The organism is Gilliamella sp. X-60 (assembly GCF_057063585.1).
In genome coordinates this window covers 62,906-82,588 of sequence record NZ_JBXSQJ010000006.1, presented here as the reverse complement: position 1 = coordinate 82,588, position 19,683 = coordinate 62,906, and the positions used below count along the sequence as shown (strand labels likewise).

General features: G+C 36.6%; 16 protein-coding genes, 1 pseudogene and 1 riboswitch. Of the genes and pseudogenes, 6 read left to right on the top strand and 11 right to left on the bottom strand.

What is annotated here, in order from left to right:
- Together ttcA and yeiP are read right to left on the bottom strand one after the other, a co-directional pair.
- Nucleotides 1-897, bottom strand: a complete 897-nt coding sequence (gene ttcA / locus ACYIAM_RS04950; protein WP_174796315.1) for a tRNA 2-thiocytidine(32) synthetase TtcA — start codon at nt 895-897, stop codon at nt 1-3.
- Between the two features lie 14 nt (nt 898-911).
- The gene (gene yeiP / locus ACYIAM_RS04945; RefSeq protein ID WP_160432338.1) at nt 912-1,484 is read right to left on the bottom strand and encodes an elongation factor P-like protein YeiP; all 573 of its coding nucleotides are present in this window, start codon (nt 1,482-1,484) and stop codon (nt 912-914) included.
- A gap of 115 nt (nt 1,485-1,599) precedes the next feature.
- Here yeiP and ACYIAM_RS04940 point away from each other — a divergent pair, with 115 nt between their 5' ends.
- Both ACYIAM_RS04940 and ACYIAM_RS04935 read left to right on the top strand, forming a co-directional pair.
- Nucleotides 1,600-1,866, top strand: a complete 267-nt coding sequence (locus tag ACYIAM_RS04940; RefSeq protein WP_174796316.1) for a YkgJ family cysteine cluster protein — start codon at nt 1,600-1,602, stop codon at nt 1,864-1,866.
- 202 nt (nt 1,867-2,068) lie between these two features.
- On the top strand, nt 2,069-3,517 hold the full coding sequence (locus ACYIAM_RS04935; protein WP_174796317.1) for an amino acid permease: 1,449 nt from the start codon (nt 2,069-2,071) through the stop codon (nt 3,515-3,517).
- Nucleotides 3,518-3,634: 117 nt separating this feature from the next.
- On the opposite strand, the gene infA is transcribed toward ACYIAM_RS04935, so the two are convergent.
- From infA to bamD, 6 genes and pseudogenes are all read right to left on the bottom strand, one after another.
- Nucleotides 3,635-3,853, bottom strand: coding sequence for a translation initiation factor IF-1 (gene infA, locus ACYIAM_RS04930; protein ID WP_025315083.1), 219 nt, complete (start codon nt 3,851-3,853; stop codon nt 3,635-3,637).
- 227 nt (nt 3,854-4,080) lie between these two features.
- Nucleotides 4,081-4,734 (bottom strand): nicotinate-nucleotide adenylyltransferase, encoded by a 654-nt coding sequence (gene nadD, locus ACYIAM_RS04925; RefSeq protein WP_174796318.1) that lies wholly within the window; start codon nt 4,732-4,734, stop codon nt 4,081-4,083.
- On the bottom strand, nt 4,728-5,732 hold the full coding sequence (holA, locus tag ACYIAM_RS04920) for a DNA polymerase III subunit delta (protein ID WP_483747474.1): 1,005 nt from the start codon (nt 5,730-5,732) through the stop codon (nt 4,728-4,730). The genes nadD and holA overlap by 7 nt, the downstream gene beginning before the upstream one ends.
- 7 nt (nt 5,733-5,739) lie before the next feature.
- Nucleotides 5,740-6,234, bottom strand: coding sequence for an LPS assembly lipoprotein LptE (gene lptE / locus ACYIAM_RS04915; RefSeq protein WP_483747473.1), 495 nt, complete (start codon nt 6,232-6,234; stop codon nt 5,740-5,742).
- Nucleotides 6,235-6,269: 35 nt separating this feature from the next.
- A complete protein-coding gene (gene leuS / locus ACYIAM_RS04910) occupies nt 6,270-8,852 on the bottom strand; it encodes a leucine--tRNA ligase (RefSeq protein WP_174796321.1) in 2,583 nt (860 codons plus the stop codon).
- Between the two features lie 376 nt (nt 8,853-9,228).
- Nucleotides 9,229-9,951, bottom strand: a pseudogene (bamD, locus tag ACYIAM_RS04905) (outer membrane protein assembly factor BamD); the annotation flags it as partial.
- 92 nt (nt 9,952-10,043) lie between these two features.
- Here bamD and rluD point away from each other — a divergent pair.
- Together rluD and pgeF are read left to right on the top strand one after the other, a co-directional pair.
- Nucleotides 10,044-11,018 (top strand): 23S rRNA pseudouridine(1911/1915/1917) synthase RluD, encoded by a 975-nt coding sequence (rluD, locus tag ACYIAM_RS04900; RefSeq protein ID WP_483747472.1) that lies wholly within the window; start codon nt 10,044-10,046, stop codon nt 11,016-11,018.
- A gap of 5 nt (nt 11,019-11,023) precedes the next feature.
- Nucleotides 11,024-11,794 (top strand): peptidoglycan editing factor PgeF, encoded by a 771-nt coding sequence (pgeF, locus tag ACYIAM_RS04895; RefSeq protein ID WP_483747471.1) that lies wholly within the window; start codon nt 11,024-11,026, stop codon nt 11,792-11,794.
- 146 nt (nt 11,795-11,940) lie between these two features.
- Here pgeF and ACYIAM_RS04890 read toward each other — a convergent pair whose 3' ends face one another.
- The 3 genes from ACYIAM_RS04890 to queD all read right to left on the bottom strand — a co-directional run bounded on the left by ACYIAM_RS04890 (nt 11,941) and on the right by queD (nt 14,163).
- Nucleotides 11,941-12,921, bottom strand: coding sequence for a DUF1176 domain-containing protein (locus ACYIAM_RS04890; protein WP_483747491.1), 981 nt, complete (start codon nt 12,919-12,921; stop codon nt 11,941-11,943).
- A gap of 202 nt (nt 12,922-13,123) precedes the next feature.
- Nucleotides 13,124-13,738 carry a 7-carboxy-7-deazaguanine synthase QueE gene (locus ACYIAM_RS04885; RefSeq protein ID WP_483747470.1) on the bottom strand — a complete coding sequence of 205 codons (615 nt, stop codon included), beginning with the start codon at nt 13,736-13,738 and terminating at the stop codon, nt 13,124-13,126.
- Nucleotides 13,735-14,163 (bottom strand): 6-carboxytetrahydropterin synthase QueD, encoded by a 429-nt coding sequence (queD, locus tag ACYIAM_RS04880; RefSeq protein WP_483747469.1) that lies wholly within the window; start codon nt 14,161-14,163, stop codon nt 13,735-13,737. Before queD ends, ACYIAM_RS04885 begins: the two co-directional genes overlap by 4 nt.
- A 3-nt stretch (nt 14,164-14,166) precedes the next feature.
- Nucleotides 14,167-14,212, bottom strand: a riboswitch (PreQ1 riboswitch).
- Between the two features lie 286 nt (nt 14,213-14,498).
- Here queD and clpB point away from each other — a divergent pair.
- A complete protein-coding gene (gene clpB, locus ACYIAM_RS04875) occupies nt 14,499-17,069 on the top strand; it encodes an ATP-dependent chaperone ClpB (RefSeq protein WP_483747468.1) in 2,571 nt (856 codons plus the stop codon).
- Between the two features lie 802 nt (nt 17,070-17,871).
- Nucleotides 17,872-19,458, top strand: coding sequence for a hypothetical protein (locus tag ACYIAM_RS04870; RefSeq protein ID WP_483747467.1), 1,587 nt, complete (start codon nt 17,872-17,874; stop codon nt 19,456-19,458).
- The last annotated feature ends 225 nt before the right edge of the window (nt 19,459-19,683 follow it).

Below are 19,683 nucleotides of genomic sequence, written 5' to 3'. Positions count from 1 at the left end.
TTATTTTGCTTCTTTCCATAAAATCATATCTTGATCTTTAAGCTCTGAAGCATCAAAGCCTCCGATTGGTGTGATATCTTCACGGTCAAAAGCGATATCGCCACCATTAACAGCAAGATCACCTTTTTTAATTCCTTTAAAATCAAACAAATTGGTATCACACAGATGGGATAGGGTGATATTTTGTGTTGCTCGGAACATGGTTTCAATGCGTCCGGGGAACTTTTTATCCCATTCATTGAGCATTTCTTTAATTACTTGCCTTTGTAAGTTCGGTTGTGAACCACAAAGGTTACAAGGAATAATCGGAAATTGTTTAATTTCAGCGTATTTGGCAATGTCCTTTTCTTTGCAATAAGCTAGTGGTCGAATAATGATATGTTCACCTGAATCATTCATTAGCTTCGGTGGCATTGCTTTGAGTTTACCGCCATAGAACATATTTAAAAACAGTGTTTCTAAAATATCATCACGATGATGACCAAGGGCAATTTTTGTTGCGCCAAGTTCGGTGGCTGTGCGGTATAAAATTCCTCGGCGCAGCCGTGAACAAAGCGAGCAAGTTGTTTTACCTTCTGGGATCTTTTCTTTGACAATACCATAGGTGTTTTCTTGCACGATTTTGTATTCAATACCTAGGGATTGTAAATATTGAGGCAAAACGTGTTCGGGGAAACCAGGCTGCTTTTGATCTAAATTAACGGCAATTAGCTCAAAGTTTATTGGTGCGCTGATTTTCAAGTTAATTAGAATATCAAGCAAAGTATAACTATCTTTACCACCTGATAAGCAAACCATAATACGATCACCTTCTTCGATCATATTAAAGTCAGCGATTGCCTCGCCAGTCAAGCGACGCAATCGTTTGTGTAGTTTATTTTGATTATATATATTCATTAGAGTTTTATTGGTTATTCGGCACGGCTCATATAACGGCGTTCAGCAATATGAATTTTAACTTTTTCGTGGTTATCAATATATTCAGGAACTTGGATAACAAGTCCGGTTGATAACGTAGCTGGTTTAGTTCGCGCACTGGCTGACGCCCCTTTAATACTTGGCGAAGTTTCAACAATTTCGAGATCAACCGTTTGCGGTAATTCTAAAGCAAGGACTTCACCATCCGCCATTAGCACTTGAATACCATTCATACCACCTTCAGGAATAAATAATAGCTCATCTTCTATTTGCTCTTTTTTGAAGATATAAGGCGTAAAATCTTCGTTATCCATAAACACATATTCATCGCCATCAATATACGAAAAACTAACAGGACGGCGCGATAGTTCAATTGTTTCGAGGATATCATCACCTTTAAAACGCTCTTCAACTTTACCGCCATTTTTGACATCGGTAAAACGCATTTTATAAAGTGTACTTGCACCACGAGCACTTGGGCTTTGGACATCAATATCTTTAACCAGTAATAATTTGCCATTAAAGGCGACTGCATCGCCACGTTTTATTTCATTTGCTTTAGCCATAATATTTATTCTTCACAATTAATAAAAAGAGTTAAAAATTAGCTCGCTATTTTACCGCTAACTTGCTATTGTCACCATCAAAATTTATTCAAGCACCTTAAATTAAAGAAAAACTATGGCAGATTTATTCAAATGCAGGCAAAACTGTGGTGCTTGTTGTATTGCGCCATCGATTTCATCAACTATTCCTGGTATGCCTAAAGGGAAGCCTGCTGGCGTTGCTTGCATTCATTTAGATAATAATTATCGATGTAAATTATTTTTACACCCATCAAGGCCTACAGTTTGTGGTCGATTAAAACCTAGCATCGAAATGTGCGGTAATAATAGAATGCAAGCGATGAATTATTTAACACAGTTAGAACAGCTAACTAAAGGTTAAGTATTGCCTAAATTTAACAAAACAGTCCGATTATTAGAATTATTTATCTCGCACAGTAGTTTTTTTGATAAACTTCCCGCACTTCATTATTTAGTGATAAATATCAATAAATTTTTGAGATAGATTTTAGCCACATATATCTTTATACATCAAATAAGTGGCTAATTTTACAGATAAATTTGATCTTTTTAGACAGAAGAAAATGATTATGAAAAACAAATTAAAACGAGATTTAAAAGCCCGCCATTTAGCCATGATAGCTATTGGTGGCTCGATCGGAACTGGGCTATTTGTCGCATCAGGGGCAACCGTTGCTCAGGCAGGTCCTGGAGGTGCATTGCTTTCGTATGCCATTATAGGTGTGATGGTATATTTTTTAATGACCAGCCTTGGTGAGCTAGCAGCTTATTTGCCTGTTTCAGGTACTTTTGCAACTTATGGTTCACGTTATGTCGATGAAGCCTTTGGTTTTGCCATTGGTTGGAACTATTGGTACAACTGGGCAATTACGGTTGCTGTAGATTTAGTTGCAGCTCAATTAGTTATCTCTTATTGGTTTGATGCAGGACCTTATAGCTGGTTATGGAGCTTATTATTTTTAAGTATCATCTTTTGCTTAAACTATATTTCAGTTAAAGGTTTTGGTGAAGCAGAATTTTGGTTTTCATTAATTAAAGTTGTTACTGTGATTATTTTTATTGTAGTTGGTTTATTAATGATTATTGGCATCTTTCGAGGCGTCGAAGTGGCTGGTTGGCAAAATTGGACTATCAAAGAAGCTCCTTTTGCGGGTGGGTTTTCATCAATGATTGGTGTAGCAATGGTGGTTGGATTTTCATTCCAAGGTACTGAATTAATAGGTATTGCAGCGGGTGAATCAAAAGATCCAGAAAAAAACATCCCTAAAGCTATGCGACAAGTATTTTGGCGAATCTTGTTATTTTATATCTTTGCGATTTTAGTTATCAGCTTGATTATTCCTTATACTGATCCTAATTTACTACGTAACGATGAAACTGATGTCAGTGTTAGTCCATTCACCCTTGTATTTGAACATGCAGGATTATTATCTGCTGCGGCATTAATGAATGCAGTTATTTTAACATCCGTATTATCTGCGGGTAACTCAGGGCTGTATGCTTCAACCCGCATGCTATATGCACTTGCTAAAGAAGGTAAAGCGCCTAAAATATTTGCAAACTTATCATCATCAGGGGTGCCTCGTGCTGCGTTGTTTGCAACAACATTTGTGGCCATGCTTTGTTTCTTAACCTCGATGTACAAAGATCAGGCTGTTTATTTATGGTTGCTTAATATGTCAGGTATGACAGGCTTTATTGCTTGGCTAGGAATAGCGATTAGCCATTATCGTTTTAGAAAGGGTTACACTATTCAAGGTAAGGATGTTAATCAATTACCGTATCAATCAAGTTGTTTCCCATTTGGCCCTATTTTCGCTTTTGTATTATGCTTAATTATTACCCTTGGTCAAAATTACGAAGCTTTCTTGCAAGATACCATTGATTGGAATGGTGTTATTGCGACCTATATTGGTATACCATTATTTTTAATGATTTACTTTGGCTACAAGCTAGTGAAAAAGACAAAATGGGTTAAATACGAACAGATGGACTTTTCTAAAGAAGATTAATTCGCAAGTTTAGTCCCAATTTTTTACTTTTCCGTCGACAAAAGTCGACGGTTTTTTATTAAAAAAGAGAGAAATAAACTGTTATATAGTTTTAAATAGTTTATCTTGATAACGATATTAGCGACTACGGAAGATGATACGTGCTTTAGACAGATCATAAGGTGTCATTTCAACAGTAACTTTATCGCCGGTTAAAATACGAATATAGTTTTTTCGCATCTTACCAGAAATATGTGCAGTAACGACATGACCATTTTCAAGTTCAACACGAAACATCGTGTTTGGAAGTGTATCAAGTATAGTACCTTGCATTTCAATGTTATCTTCTTTTGCCATTGGGGCCTCTTAATAATAAATACAAATTAAATATATTTAACTGACTAACTGTTTTGCTACGTTTAAGTGTTTAACGGCAAAACAATAACGTGCTATTACCATCTGATTGATGTTGTATTAGATGACTAAGCAAAGTTAAGTATAAACACAAAAAAACTGAATTTAAAATATATAAACACAGCGGCGAAATAATGCCGAAAAAACTGTCAGAAGTAAAGCCCTTTCTACTATTTCTTTGCACAATAAAGTTCTTGCTGCTGAATATAATGCCACACTTTGGCTGGCAACAAATTTTCACAACTGGCTTGATTGTTAATATTTAGTCTGATTTCAGTCGCTGAAATGTCTTCAAGTGGTGTATGCGCAAAAAAAATATAACCATGCGGTGAGTCATGCAAATCTTGTGCATTTAGGGTGTTATGCATCTCAATCCATTTCTGTAGTTCAATATTATTGGTATTTTTTGCATAACCCGGCCTACGACAAATGAGTAAATGACAATAATCAAGTAACGTTTGCCATTTATTCCAAGTTGGCAAACTCAATAATGAATCTTGCCCCATAATAAAAGCTAATCCTTCACTATCCCCATTTTCTTGTCGCCAAGCTTGAAGCGTTTCAATGGTATAAGAAGGACGGGTTGAGACTTTAGGTAAAAGCTCTCTTACATCTAACGCAAATAAGGGCAAATCTTCAATGGCTAATTTTAACATTGCCAAACGTTGCTCGGTACTCGCTTCGGGTTGTGGTTTATGTGGTGGAATATGATTGGGCAATAAGCTAATTTGTTTTAACCCAACTTCGCTAGCTAACGAAATAGCAGGGCGAAGGTGTCCATAATGTATCGGATCAAAAGTTCCACCTAACAACGCAGTTAACATTTATTTAATCCCATAAACTGCATTGATAAGCTAAACATAGCATCCCATATTTGTGCTTGATTATCATGTTTTAAACTAATTTCGACTTCAGTCAGTTTGGCTAATAAATTAAACAGGCTTTTAAGTTGGCAACGGTTTAGATAATTAGTATAAATCGTTCTTTTATTTTGCCAAATCTTATATTCATCAAAAACTTGTTTCAATGATTTTTGTTGCAATCCTTTTTTTAAATTGATCATCAATATCAACTCGCGTTGAATAATCCGCAACAAAATTAACGGTTCAAATTCATTTATTTTCAACTGCTGTAAAATGTGAATAGCCCGCTTAGTTTTATTGGCAATCATTGCATCAGTCCAATGATAGGGTGTAAATATCGCTGAATCATTAATATTGCTTTCGACTTCATCATACGAAATGCTCTGATCGGGATACAGCAATTTTAGCTGCGCAATAATTTGCGTTAGCGCCAGTAAATTACCTTCGTAATAATAGCAAAGCAATTCAATTGCTTTTGGGTCAATGATTATATGTTGTTGCTGCAAATGATTTTTAATCCATTGCGGTAACTGCAACGTATCTGGCGTGGTACAATTAACAACCGTTAGCTTATCTGATAATGCCTTATACCAAATAGTATTTTCTTGCGATTTAGTGATTTTATTAAGCGTGATTATTAGCGCAATATCAGGGGTTAAAACCTCACTTAGTGTATTGAGTTTTGCGGTAATACTTGCATTTAACGAACCGTCACCGAAATCAAGTAAAATTAAAGTATTGGTAGAAAATAGATTCATCGCATGACAGCTATCAAAAATTGCGTTCCAGTCGGTTTGATTATCAATAACAAACGTAAGCTGTTCATCAAAACCTGCGTGAGTAAAAGCTTTCCGTAACTCAGTTTTCGCATAATGTTGTAAATAAGGATCACTACCTAAAATTAAATAATAGGGTGATCCTAATTTATGATTAATTTGATCGACACTAATTTTAATCATGACAACGTTAATTTACCGCATCAATCGATTTTAATTTACGGATGATTTGTTTAGCAGCTTGTTTAAACATCTCGTTTTCAATTAAATCTTGCTCAACAGTTTTGGCCAACGCTTCAGATGGATTATCAAAAAATGTCCTAAATACACGTACACTAATTGGATATATTTGTTGACCAGCAATAACAACTTGTGCTTCAACGGTTAATACCAATTGATACTCAGCTGCTTTACCATCTTGATAAATCGAAATAGTATTGCGGCTTAGATTTTCGCTTAACATTCTTAACGATGGTACCTGACTTGTAGCATTATTAGTAGTTAAAGTCACTTTGTTATCGTGTAATAACTCTTTAATATCGCGAGACAGTCGGCCATAAGGGTCATAGCTTACATAAGACATCGTTTTAAACCGCTCAGGCACTTCTGTTTCATGCTGCAAATGAAATCCACATCCTGTTAAGGATATCGCTAATAACATAAATAATGCTAAATACTTTTTCATATCTATAACCGCCTAAATTTAGTTATTAAACAATATTAACCCACAACAAGATTTAATAATTTACCTGGAACGTAAATTACTTTACGGATAGTAACATCGCTCAAGTATTTTTGGATGTTAGGCTCTTGTTTCGCTTGCGACACAACAAAATCTTGATCGGCATTAGCTGGCACCGTAAATTTACCACGGACTTTACCGTTGATTTGCACAACTATAAGTTTTTCATCCTCGATCATTGCTGATTGGTCAGCAACAGGCCAAGTTGTATTATCAATCGATTCGTTATGGCCTAAAGCTTGCCACATAGCAAAACAAGCGTGTGGCATCATAGGGTAAAGCAAACGAACAATCGCATTTAATGCCTCACTCATTAGCGCACGATCTTGTTCGGTTTCTTGTGGTGCTTTTTGTAAGCGGTTCATAAACTCCATGACAGCGGCAATCGCGGTATTAAACGTTTGGCGGCGTCCAATATCATCACTCACTTTCGCAATGGTTTTATGTAGCTCACGGCGTAATGATTTTTGTTCACTATCTAAGGCTGTAATATCAAGTTTAGCGATTTGACCTTTTTGGGTATGTTCATACACTAAACGCCACACACGTTTAATAAATCGGTTAGCGCCTTCAACACCAGACTCTTGCCATTCCAATGTCATATCCGCTGGCGAAGCAAACATCATAAACAATCGAACTGTATCGGCTCCATATTTTTCAACCATTTCTTGAGGGTCGATACCATTGTTTTTGGATTTTGACATCTTCGTCATACCCGCATGGACTAGCTCATTGCCATGTTTGTCAACGGCTTTAGCAATGCGACCTTTTTCATCACGTTCAATAGTGACTTCGGTTGGTGAAACCCAGATGCGTTCATTGGTTGGACTGGTATAATAAAACGCATCGGCTAATACCATGCCTTGGCATAGTAAGCGTTTTGCTGGCTCATCGGACGAAACTAAACCAAAATCACGCATTAATTTATGGAAAAATCTAAAATAAAGCAAATGCATAATCGCATGTTCAATACCACCGACATATTGATCGACAGGCAACCAATAATTAGCTGCTTTTTCGTCTAACATACCTTTGTCAAATTGTGGACAAGTATAACGGGCATAATACCAAGATGACTCCATAAAGGTATCAAACGTATCGGTTTCACGTAGAGCAGGCTGACCGTTCACCATTGTTTTTGCCCAGTTAGGATCGGCCTTAATTGGACTAGTGATACCGTTCATTTCGACGTCTTCTGGCAAAATAACCGGTAACTGATCTTCTGGTGTTGGAATAGTTGTACCGTCTTCAAGCGTCACCATTGGGATAGGCGCACCCCAATAACGTTGGCGTGAGACGCCCCAATCACGCAAACGGTAATTAACTTTTCGTTGACCAATGCCTAACGCAATTAATTTATCGGCAACAGCATTAAATGCTTGCTCAAAATCCAGACCATCAAACTCGCCAGAATTAAATAATTTGCCATGTTCAGTATATGCTTTTTCAGACAAGTCGGGTGCATTGCCGTCTTGAGTTAAAATAACAGGATTAATTGGTAAATTGTATTTTGAGGCAAACTCATAATCTCGTTCATCGTGACCCGGTACCGCCATGACTGCACCAGTACCATATTCAATTAACACGAAGTTAGCAATCCAAACAGGGACTTTTTTTCCTGTTAATGGATGGATAGCATAAAAGCCCGTTGCAATACCTTTCTTTTCCATGGTTGCCATATCGGCTTCGGCTGTTTTGGTATTTTTACATTCAGCAACAAATTCAGCAATTTTAGGATCGTTTTTTGCTGCTAATTGTGCAAGAGGATGCTCTGCGGCAACTGAGACAAAGCTCACCCCCATTAAAGTATCGGGGCGTGTTGTATAAACGCGTAATTTATCTGCATAATTTTCAACAGCAAAATCAAACTCAACCCCTTCAGAGCGACCAATCCAGTTACGTTGCATAGTTTTAACTTGCTCTGGCCAGTCCTCTAAGATATCTAAATCATTAAGTAGCTCTTCAGCATATTCGGTGATTTTAATAAACCACTGCGGGATCTCTTTGCGCTCAACAGGGGTACTACAACGCCAACAGCAACCTTCAACCACTTGCTCATTAGCAAGTACGGTTTGGTCATTTGGACACCAGTTAACCGCAGATGTTTTTTTATAAACTAGGCCTTTTTCGTATAACTTGGTAAAAAACCATTGTTCCCATTTGTAATATTCTGGACGGCAAGTGGTTACTTCGCGATCCCAATCATAACCGAAGCCTAAAAGCTGTAATTGCTTTTTCATATAGGCAATATTTTCGTAGGTCCATTTTGCCGGTGCAGTATTATTTTTAACAGCAGCCCCTTCAGCAGGTAAACCAAACGCATCCCAACCAATTGGTTGTAGTACATTTTTACCATTTAAGCGTTGGTAACGTGAAATGGTATCACCAATGGTGTAATTGCGAACATGACCAAGATGCAAACGCCCAGACGGGTAAGGTAGCATCGATAAACAGTAATATTTTTCTTTTGATGGATCTTCGGTAACGTGAAAAGTTTTATTGTCTTGCCAGTGTTTTTGCACAGTGGCTTCAATTTCATCTGGGCGATATTGTTCTTGCATGACCAGTTAATGTCCTATCTATTATTGCTAATAAAAATATGTTGCTAATTGTATTGGTTATTGACACGTTTTACAAACGATATATGAATCAAGATATTGATTTCTTGCGGTAGCAAATTTAAAGAATAATAAATTGTAAACTATTGAGTATATTTTATTGCTAATGTTAAATAACATGCTTAAACTGTAACAGTTTAGGCATAAAGGGTGAGAATAAAAAGAATTAATTGCTATTTAAGCCTAATTAAATAGCAATTGAAGTCATACAAAATTAGCCAAAAACGGGATCTTAAATTTAGAATATCTAACCACCATTAAAAATGCTGGTAAAGCGTGATAATAACGAACGTTGTTCTTCTTTAGGCATATTTTCAAGATTTGCTAGAATCAACTGTTCGACTTTTTGGGCTTCATCAACTAGGCCTAACTCGTTATAGGCATTGCGCATTAAAAGCAATGCTTCTTTAGTTGAATCGGTATCTGGAAACGTAACTAGCATTTCTGTCACACGATTAATCACTGCGACATAAGCGCCGCGTTTTGTATAGAACTGCGCAATTTTTAATTGATAGCGAGCCAATCTGTTTTTCAAAAACACAAGGCGTTTTTGCGCATCGGCGGCATATTGACTGTTTGGAAAGCTTGTCGTTAAATAAGTAAAATCCTTAAACGCTGCTGCGGCATAATCAGCATCGCGATCTGAACGATCAACGTTGAACCACCCTTGAATCATATTATCATCTTGCGCCATATTCGAAATACCGCGCATATAAATAACCCAATCAATGTTTGGATGCGTTGGATTTAGTTTTAAAAATCGGTCAATTGACGCAACAGCTAGTGTTAAATCACCTGATTTATAGTAAGCATAAATCAAGTCAAGTTGTACCTGTTGAGAATAGGGACCAAATGGATAATTCTTGTCCAAAGCCTCTAAGACAGTGATACTGGATTTAATATTACCATTCTCGAGATATGATTTCGCTTTGTTATGTAGTTCAATTTCGGGCATATTTTCAACATCGGACTTGGAAGAAGTACAGCCAATTAACATACCACTTAAAGCGATAGCTAACAAAGAGTGTAAACGCAATTTCATTCAGTTTTCAATCCAAATATAATTAAACATTAAAGGCGATGATTGGTATATAATACTCTAAAACAAAACAGCTTAAAATAGATAAATTACACATGCACGAGTTAAAATTATCAACTGAAATAGAACAAACCCAACTAGGGATGCGTTTAGATCAAGCATTATCAGCGCTTTTTCCTGATTATTCACGTTCAAGAATAAAAGATTGGATTGTGAATAATAAAGTTACTGTCAACGATGTTATAGTTAATAAACCCAAAGAAAGAGTGCTCGGTGGTGAGAAAATAATAATCAATGCTGAAATCGAAGAAGAAACCTATCATCAACCCGAAGATATAAAACTCAATATTGTTTATGAAGATGACGATATTTTAGTGATCAACAAACCCCGCGATTTAGTTGTACACCCTGGTGCCGGTAATCCTGATGGTACAGTATTAAATGCCTTATTACATTATTATCCCGATATAGCCCGAGTACCACGGGCAGGTATTGTGCATCGTCTAGATAAAGATACAACGGGCTTAATGGTTGTTGCTAAAACCATTATGGCACAAACACACTTAGTTGAATCGCTCCAATTGCGTGAAATCACGCGCGAATATGAAGCGGTTGTTATGGGTATTATTACTGCAGGTGGCACGGTTGATCAGCCTATTACGCGCCATCCAACCAAACGCACACATATGGCAGTATTTCCAACGGGGAAACCTGCGGTCACCCATTATCGAGTAATGGAAAAGTACCGTCTACATACACGCTTGCGCTTGCGCTTAGAAACGGGTCGAACTCACCAAATTCGTGTGCATATGGCACATATTGCCCACCCATTAATTGGTGATCCACTTTATGGTGGGCGTCCAAGACCGCCCAAAGGCGCAAGTGAATCGTTTATTCAAACCTTACGCGATTTTGACCGCCAAGCATTACACGCTACCATGTTACGCTTATATCACCCTATAACAGGCGAACAAATGGAATGGCATGCGCCTATTCCTGATGATATGCAAAAACTGATTCAAGCATTGCAAGAAGATACTCAACAGCATAAAGATGAATTAGATTGGTGATAAATATGATTAAATCGATTTACCCATATTGGACAGCACCCAAAAGCATACATGCGTTTACCTCAACACGAACAGGTGGCGTTAGTTTAGCGCCATTTGCGAGTTTAAATATGGGTGATCGAACTGGTGATAATCTAGAGCATATTGCTGAAAATCGTCGTCGAATCACTCAAGTCGAACAAATACCAAGCGAACCGTATTGGTTAGTGCAAACCCATAGCACTATAGCACTAGATATATCACAAATTGCCTTACAAGCACCCAGCAGCAATATCAATTCCTATCAAACTTTTGAAGCTGATGCTTCATATACTAATCAACCAAAGCAAGTCTGCGTGGTATTAACCGCAGATTGCATGCCAATACTCTTTTGCACAAAAACAGGCGATGAAGTTGCTGCCGCACATGCCGGTTGGCGAGGGTTATGTAACGGCATATTAGAAGAAACCATCAAAAAATTTTCAAGCTCACCATCAAATATCATCGCTTGGATGGGGCCGGCAATTAGTGCCAAAAAATTCGAAGTTGGTCTTGAAGTTAAACAGCAATTTGAAAAAGTCGATCGAAAAGCACAAGAAGCATTTAAATTAATCAATCCAACTGAACAAAAATATCTAGCCAACCTCTATTTAATTGCTAAACAACGCTTACAAGCGCTGGGAATAATACAGATTTTTGGTGGTGATTATTGTACTTATACTGAACAAGATAAGTTCTTTTCTTATCGGCGCGAAAAGAGAACCGGCAGAATGGCATCAATGATCTGGTTTGAATAAAAGGTGGTTTTTCAGCTAAAAAACGTCAACTTTTATCTATGGTTATAAAGTAAGCATAGTGTAAAATCGGCGGTAAAATGCTAATATATAAAGCGTACAATGTCTAAACCGCCTGTAAACCCTGAAAACTTTTTATTACTTAATTGTTACTTTATTTTGCTAACAAAAGAAGGTAATTCCCAAGCTCCACCATCAAAACCCAAGCACTCACCTGTGCTGATATCAGAAGAAAGGATAAATTTATGCCCATTCCAAGTCCAACTAGATTTTTCTAAACAATCTCCCTCAGCTCTAAGCTTAGCAATACTAAATATTGTTCCATTTTTGTATGAGTTACCTTGGCTATTTATAAATTTTATATTTTTATTGTTTGGTTTAGCTGTGTTAGGGATTATCCAATAAGCGTTGCCTGAGTTATATGCACCAAACCAACATAAAGTTTCAAGTAAGTTGTGGTGATTATCTAATTTGATTAATCGAAATCTTTTATCATATCCTTGCGTTTCATCATAATAAGGATTTTCCAATTCATGAGCATGACACTTAGCCTCATGTATATAACGTTTTTTGAATTGAGGAAATATTTTGGTTACTTCAGCGATATTAAGTTCTTCACTTTGTTCTGGCTCAATTACTTTACCTTTTATTATAGTAGGTACAGGTATTGGTGCATACACGTTTGATTCATTTTTATTGCCATGTGCGACAATTGCACCAACTGTACCAATACGACCTTGCTTTTTATCCATTTTTAACATAACGTCATCAAATCCACTATTAGTAAAGGATGATTTGCTTCTATTGTTACGGAATATAACCTCATTATTTTTTGTAAACGCCTGAATAACTTTTGTGGCTTGATGTTGTGATAACTGATAAATATTGTTCCGTATTTCTTTTAATTCACCGAAATATTCTTGATTAATGAACAGAGCCAATGAATTGTCTGATTGTTGTGTGTCTTTAATTTCGATATCTTCTTCACTATTTTTTGTTCTAACATAAATTTCAACTGGCTGATTAGCGCCCGCTTTTCGCTCAAATAATATTGATGATTTTATTAATCCTGTATCAGACATATCGCTATATTCTATAACACGACAAGTTAACGTATTATCACAAACCATATCCCAAGCTATGGCTGGAGTTGAAAACACAGTTAAGAATAAATAATAGTAAAAACGCATGGTGTTTAATTTTATAAAATGGGGGTATGAGGGATAGTATAATCATAATTTTAATCAAATAATAGATTAATTATTTGATTAAAATTAATAAAAACTGTTGGTTTTTAAGGTTATTTAAGTATTAATATTTGATACTAATCTATTATTCTATATTGGCAAATTTATGGGTTTGCAGGCTTAATAGCCATTTATTATCTATACGGTATTGATTGATTTTTCCTAGAAGAACAATTGTCTCAAGCATATTCATTTCGCCATTTTTTTCACAAGGTGAAAGATAATAATGTTTAGCATTAATCTGTTTTTCAATATATTGGCAAAAATCAAGAAAATCATCATGTTTTTCTGTAACAATTCGGACTTCATTTGCTGTTGTTTGCTTAATTTTTTGATAATGTGATTGATAGCAAAATTTGGGACTAAGTGCTATATAATCAATAAGCGGATCAACTTTGCCAAGTCCATTACTTTCAATGGCGATAAAATAACCTGCATTTTTTAATGATAACAGTAGTTCGGGTAGTGCTTTGACCATAGTGGGTTCGCCGCCAGTAATGATAATGTTTTTGCTGTTATATTCGCTTACTGTAGCAAGCAGCGTATCTAACGTAAACCGGGTAAATTGGCGGAAATTAGTATCACACCAAGCACAATTTAAATTGCAACCAGCAAAACGGATAAAAACAGCAGGCATGCCAGTATTATAACCTTCGCCCTGTAAAGATTCGAAGATTTCAACAATACGAAATTCACTCATTTTGGACTCCGATGATATTCACAATATGAAGTTGGTGTTTCCCATAATTTGATCATTGAAATAGGCAAATATTGAGACAGGCGATCAAATATAAATTTGCTCATTGCTTCGGCGGTAGTTCGGCATGGAAAGGCAAAGATTTTGCGCTCCATTTCTTGCAGTAATGTGGCGATACGGCGCTCATTTGGGTTATTTTGGTTGTAAAGATAAGCGTGATCCAGTGGATCAATAATATGCTGTTTAACAATCATTTTTAGATCAGCATAATCCATGACCATGTCTTGACTCGAACCAGTATCGATAAGATCACCGGTAATTTCGACTAATAAGCGATAAGTATGGCCATGCAGATTGTGACACTTTTTATTGTGCCCATCTAACATATGACAAGCATCAAATTGAAACTCTTTAGCTATTTTGAACATTTTATATTCCTAGTTTTTTTACGTGGGATGGATTACGAACCACGGTTAGCGAACCTAACAAAATAAAGACGCTAATATAATAGATAAAAGCTGATTTGTCATCTTGCAAGTTTTATTTAAAACAACATTGAGTGGTAATTGATTGAATCGTGATAACCTTTATTTTTGACACTATTTAAGTTTTAAATACTTGCTGATCTTGCTGTATAAATTTTATAAAAAATATTGTGGATTTGCTCTTGAAATTTAGCTTGCAACACACATTTAGATCGCATGCAAATGGGTTGAATGCGTTAAGCATTGAATCCAAATCTATTGCTCAGGAGATAAATACTATGAGGTTAGATAAATTAACAAACAAGTTTCAACAAGCTTTAGCTAGTGGGCAGTCTATTGCATTGGGTAAAGACAATCAATATATAGAGCCTGTGCATGTCCTATCAGCCATGCTTAATCAAGAAGGTAGCAGTATAACACCATTATTGACTACTGCTGGTGCAAATGTTGCTATTTTGCAACAAGAATTAACGCAAGCCATTGATCGATTACCCCAAGTTCAAGGTATTGGTGGGGATGTTATGCCATCGCAAGAGTTTATTCGCGTATTAAATCTATGCGACAAATTATCCCAAAAAAATGGCGATAGCTATATATCATCAGAACTCTTTATATTAGCCGCTTTAGAAGACAAAGGTAGCTTAAGTGATATTCTTAAAAGATCAGGCGTCAATAAAGACAAATTTAGCCAAGCAGTCAATCAAGTAAGAGGTAGCGATAACGTGAACGACCCTAATGCAGAAGATCAACGTGGTGCTCTTAAAAAATATACTATTGATTTAACTCAACGAGCAGAACAAGGTAAGCTTGATCCTGTTATTGGTCGTGATGAAGAAATTCGCCGAACAATTCAGGTATTACAACGCCGTACTAAAAATAATCCGGTATTAATTGGTGAACCAGGTGTTGGTAAAACCGCCATTGTGGAAGGTTTAGCTCAACGTATTGTTAACCGCGAAGTGCCTGAAGGATTGCGGAATAAACGCGTTTTATCGCTAGATATGGGCGCATTAATTGCGGGTGCTAAATATCGTGGTGAATTTGAAGAACGGTTAAAAGCCGTGCTTAAAGACTTAGCAAAAGAAGAAGGTCGCATAATATTGTTCATCGACGAAATCCATACCATGGTTGGTGCAGGTAAAAGTGATGGTGCAATGGATGCTGGTAATATGCTAAAACCTGCATTAGCTCGTGGAGAATTGCACTGCGTGGGCGCAACAACACTTGATGAATATCGTCAATATATCGAAAAAGATCCGGCGTTAGAACGTCGTTTCCAAAAAGTCTATGTTGCCGAGCCAACAGTTGAAGATACTATTGCCATTTTGCGTGGATTAAAAGAACGTTATGAACTGCATCATCATGTACAAATTACCGATCTAGCAATTGTGGCGGCGGCAACGCTATCGCATCGTTATATTTCTGATCGTATGTTGCCTGATAAAGCAATTGACTTAATTGACGAAGCCGCATCGAGTATTCGTATGCAAATGGATTCAAAACCTGAATCTTTAGATCGACTTGAAAGGCGCATAATTCAACTTAAACTTGAGCAACAAGCGCTTAAAAAAGAGTCTGACGATGCCAGTAAAAAACGACTTGAGATGTTAAATGATGAACTTTCTGAAAAAGAAAAGGAATATGCATCACTTGAAGAAGAATGGAAATCAGAAAAAGCAGCTGTTTCGGGCACGCAAAGCATCAAAGCTGAACTGGAAAAAGCGCGGACTGAAATAGAGCAAGCACGTCGAGCTGGCGACTTGAGCAAAATGTCTGAATTACAATACGGTAAAATACCAGAGCTCGAAAAGAAACTTGTTTCAGCAACTCAGTTAGAAGGCAAAACCATGAAGTTATTGCGTAACAAAGTGACCGATAACGAAATTGCCGAAGTGCTATCTAAAGCGACAGGTATTCCTGTTTCTAGAATGCTTGAGAGCGAAAAAGACAAATTATTACATATGGAAGATGCTTTACATAAACGTGTCATTGGCCAAAATGAAGCGGTATTAGCGGTTGCTAATGCGATTCGCCGTAGCCGAGCTGGGCTTTCTGATCCAAACAGACCAATTGGATCGTTCCTATTCTTAGGACCAACAGGGGTTGGTAAAACCGAGCTTTGCAAATCACTGGCTAACTTTATGTTTGATAGCGAAGATGCCATGGTGCGTATAGATATGTCAGAGTTTATGGAAAAACACTCTGTTGCTCGCTTAATTGGTGCACCTCCGGGTTATGTTGGTTATGAAGAAGGCGGATACTTAACAGAAGCAGTTAGACGTCGACCTTATTCAGTCATTTTACTTGACGAAGTCGAAAAAGCGCATCCAGATGTCTTTAATATCTTACTGCAAGTTCTGGATGATGGACGCTTAACCGATGGCCAAGGTCGCACGGTTGATTTTCGTAATACCGTCATAATTATGACATCAAACTTAGGATCTGACCTAATTCAAGGTCAAGTTGAGCTAAGTTATGACGAAATGAAAGCGTTAGTGATGACAGTTGTTGCTAAACACTTTAGACCAGAATTTATCAATCGTATTGATGAAACAGTGGTCTTCCATCCACTTGGTCAAGAAAACATCAAAGCGATTGCAAAAATTCAATTAGCACATGTTGAAAAACGTTTAGATGAACGTGGTTACCAATTGGATATCTCGGATGCGGCGTTGGAACAACTTGCTAAAGTCGGCTTCGACCCAATTTATGGAGCAAGACCACTAAAACGCGCGATCCAGCAAGAGATTGAAAACCCATTAGCGCAACAAATATTGTCTGGCAAATTAGTTCCAGGAAAAACTATCCATTTGGATCTTGTTGGCGATAATATTGAAGCTAAGCAGTAATTAACCATCAAATGACAAACCGACCTTTTATGGTCGGTTTTTTATATCAGAAATAGACTATCCAGCCTTTGGTTCAGAAGAAAGGGTATATGTAAAAGAATGAGTTTTGACTGAATTTTTAAAGGTAGTATTATTGAACGTGATTTAGTAGTTCAGCGTACTTTAAAAAATTGTAAGTTTAAAAACTTTCATATTATTAATGTGAGAAAAAGTAAACAGTGGATTGTTACTATCAATTTATAACATGGTAGATAGTTTTATAAATAAAATAAGCAATGGTATTTTACTATGGCAATATGAGTTAATTAAAGGTAAATATCATTCTAATTCTTCACAAGCAACATACCTTTGGACCAAAATACACAAACTTAAATAGTTTAAACCATTGTTTTTTGCCATCCAAAGAGATGTTGGAAATATTTGCACAAAAAAATATCATCTAATACTTTCTCTAACAAAATCTTTAATTTCAAATTTGCAAAATCCTATTAACTTATTTATACTTCGAAAAAATTTAAAATAAAACAAATATATATCATGATAGAAGGATTGAAAACATGTTAAAATACAGTTATTTAGAGGCCAGCCCACCATTTAGCTAGCCATAAAGTAGTTTTAATACGGGAGCAATTTTTTGGTTGTAAGTAATCCAAATTCACCAATACTTTTTTATTCAAAAACAAACTCAAATTTAAGTGTAAATTTAAAGACTCATTCAAAGGCAAATACATATTTATCAATAAAATCCTCAAGATTTTTATTTCCATCATTTTTTGTAAGGCCAATATTTATTAGCATAAATATGTTATTAATGTCCAATGTCAATATAGTTGCAGCCTTAAATGCGACAACTTCTAAAGAGATTCATGGTAGTGCACCATATTTAACCTTTGATAGTGGAATGACAAAGATAAATGATACTAATTCATTATTAGGCATAAGTTTATCAAGTGGAACAATAATAAAAGCGAATGATGATGTTTCAACTATCACAAATCCGATAGAGTTACCGCAAACCTCAATAAGGTTTAGTGATATAAAAACAGTGGTACCTTTACCAACGGCAGGGAATAGTGATTATCCGCGCATTGATTTAAATCAGTTAATTGGTGCTCCCTATTATTATTTTGGTGATGATGATGGGGATGCAGAAACAGGAGCTAGTGCTACAGGAAGTGTAACAATAAAATGGGAAGACAGCGCTGATAACGATATAACAGCAAGCGTAAAAGCAAATCCAACCGGATTATTAAGTACATCATGTACTGCAAGTTATAAAATAACAGTAAAATCGACTTCAGGTGAATTATCAACACGTTACGGTATTCCAAATACAAGTACTTTTGATGCAAGTGAACATATATATTATATAAAACCGAATCGAAACAATATGGTACCTTGTTCTGTTGAATATGCGCAACCTAACTTAGCATATGATAATACTTCATGGGGTGATGCAAGTGTTGATATGGACGGACCGACATGGTTTGCTAATAAAGGCTATAAGGTACTGAGCACATCAAATAGTGGAAATTATAAAGGTGCATCTTCCATAATCAGAAATAACTTTCCAAGCACTGGGGCGCACAATTTATTTTTTTATTTGTTATTTAAAAATATAACCCCAGAGGAAGTATTAATTGCCAATGGCAATATTGTTACTGCAGAAGAGGGAGGAAATGTAAGTTTAACACTTAGTGCCGAAAGCACTCAAGGCTGGAGATATAAAACAACTCGCGGCTCTGGAATATATGGTCATATCGAGCCAGTCTTAAAGATAACCTTGAAAGGTCCGCGATATAACACGCCGGGGGATAAAAGTTTTAAACCTGTAACATTTAGACTATATGCAGATAAAAGTAAAAGCAGGTTATTATACGAATTTAAGCTAATGCGCTGGTATATCGCACAGCCAGAAGTTAGCTATAGCGGAACCGATGATGGTGTGGATGCTCGGAATCGAGTCAAAGACTATTGTCAGAGTTTAGGGAGTGGTTATCGATTACCCGAAGTGAATGAGTACACAAACTCGAACTATCCAGCGCATGGCTGGCGTGGGGGAGTACCTGGTCGAAATGAAAATACTTATCGTCGTCAATTAAGTTACCTAGAAAGTGCAACAAAGTGGCAAGGAGGTATATTCAATGAATGGGGATGTTTGGTAAATAATTTGAACGCGGAGGCAATTGACTCAATTCGCTGTAGTGGTTATCCAGGGAGTGACTGGGATGTATATGAAGGGTATTGGAGTGACAGTGTGGCAAAGAATGCGACCGGTAGTGATAGTTATAATGGAAAAGGGCTTATGATTTGGGGAAGTCATGGGATAACCGATCCTTATGATCAAAATTCCACTTATGCTCTTCGCGCTGCTTGTGTAGCACCATAACAAAAAAATAGCTGGAATATTAAGACCAAAAGTAAATTTTTCTGGGAAAAATTTGAACATCAGAGTAAAGAAAAGATGGTTTTGAAAAGATAAGTATTATGGATGATACAAATAATAAAGGGGGGGATTTTTTGCAAAATTCCCCCCCTTATTCGGATGTTATCACAGTAGCGATTTTACAACAAATGGATAACACGTCCGAAACCTAGCTGAAACTAAATAGAC

Coding starts and splice junctions, on each gene's coding strand:
- ttcA (WP_174796315.1), bottom strand. CDS start 897: ATGAATATATATAATCAAAATAAACTACACAAACGATTGCGTCGCTTG.
- yeiP (WP_160432338.1), bottom strand. CDS start 1,484: ATGGCTAAAGCAAATGAAATAAAACGTGGCGATGCAGTCGCCTTTAAT.
- ACYIAM_RS04940 (WP_174796316.1), top strand. CDS start 1,600: ATGGCAGATTTATTCAAATGCAGGCAAAACTGTGGTGCTTGTTGTATT.
- ACYIAM_RS04935 (WP_174796317.1), top strand. CDS start 2,069: ATGATTATGAAAAACAAATTAAAACGAGATTTAAAAGCCCGCCATTTA.
- infA (WP_025315083.1), bottom strand. CDS start 3,853: ATGGCAAAAGAAGATAACATTGAAATGCAAGGTACTATACTTGATACA.
- nadD (WP_174796318.1), bottom strand. CDS start 4,734: ATGTTAACTGCGTTGTTAGGTGGAACTTTTGATCCGATACATTATGGA.
- holA (WP_483747474.1), bottom strand. CDS start 5,732: ATGATTAAAATTAGTGTCGATCAAATTAATCATAAATTAGGATCACCC.
- lptE (WP_483747473.1), bottom strand. CDS start 6,234: ATGAAAAAGTATTTAGCATTATTTATGTTATTAGCGATATCCTTAACA.
- leuS (WP_174796321.1), bottom strand. CDS start 8,852: ATGCAAGAACAATATCGCCCAGATGAAATTGAAGCCACTGTGCAAAAA.
- rluD (WP_483747472.1), top strand. CDS start 10,044: ATGCACGAGTTAAAATTATCAACTGAAATAGAACAAACCCAACTAGGG.
- pgeF (WP_483747471.1), top strand. CDS start 11,024: ATGATTAAATCGATTTACCCATATTGGACAGCACCCAAAAGCATACAT.
- ACYIAM_RS04890 (WP_483747491.1), bottom strand. CDS start 12,921: ATGGTTTGTGATAATACGTTAACTTGTCGTGTTATAGAATATAGCGAT.
- ACYIAM_RS04885 (WP_483747470.1), bottom strand. CDS start 13,738: ATGAGTGAATTTCGTATTGTTGAAATCTTCGAATCTTTACAGGGCGAA.
- queD (WP_483747469.1), bottom strand. CDS start 14,163: ATGTTCAAAATAGCTAAAGAGTTTCAATTTGATGCTTGTCATATGTTA.
- clpB (WP_483747468.1), top strand. CDS start 14,499: ATGAGGTTAGATAAATTAACAAACAAGTTTCAACAAGCTTTAGCTAGT.
- ACYIAM_RS04870 (WP_483747467.1), top strand. CDS start 17,872: ATGTTATTAATGTCCAATGTCAATATAGTTGCAGCCTTAAATGCGACA.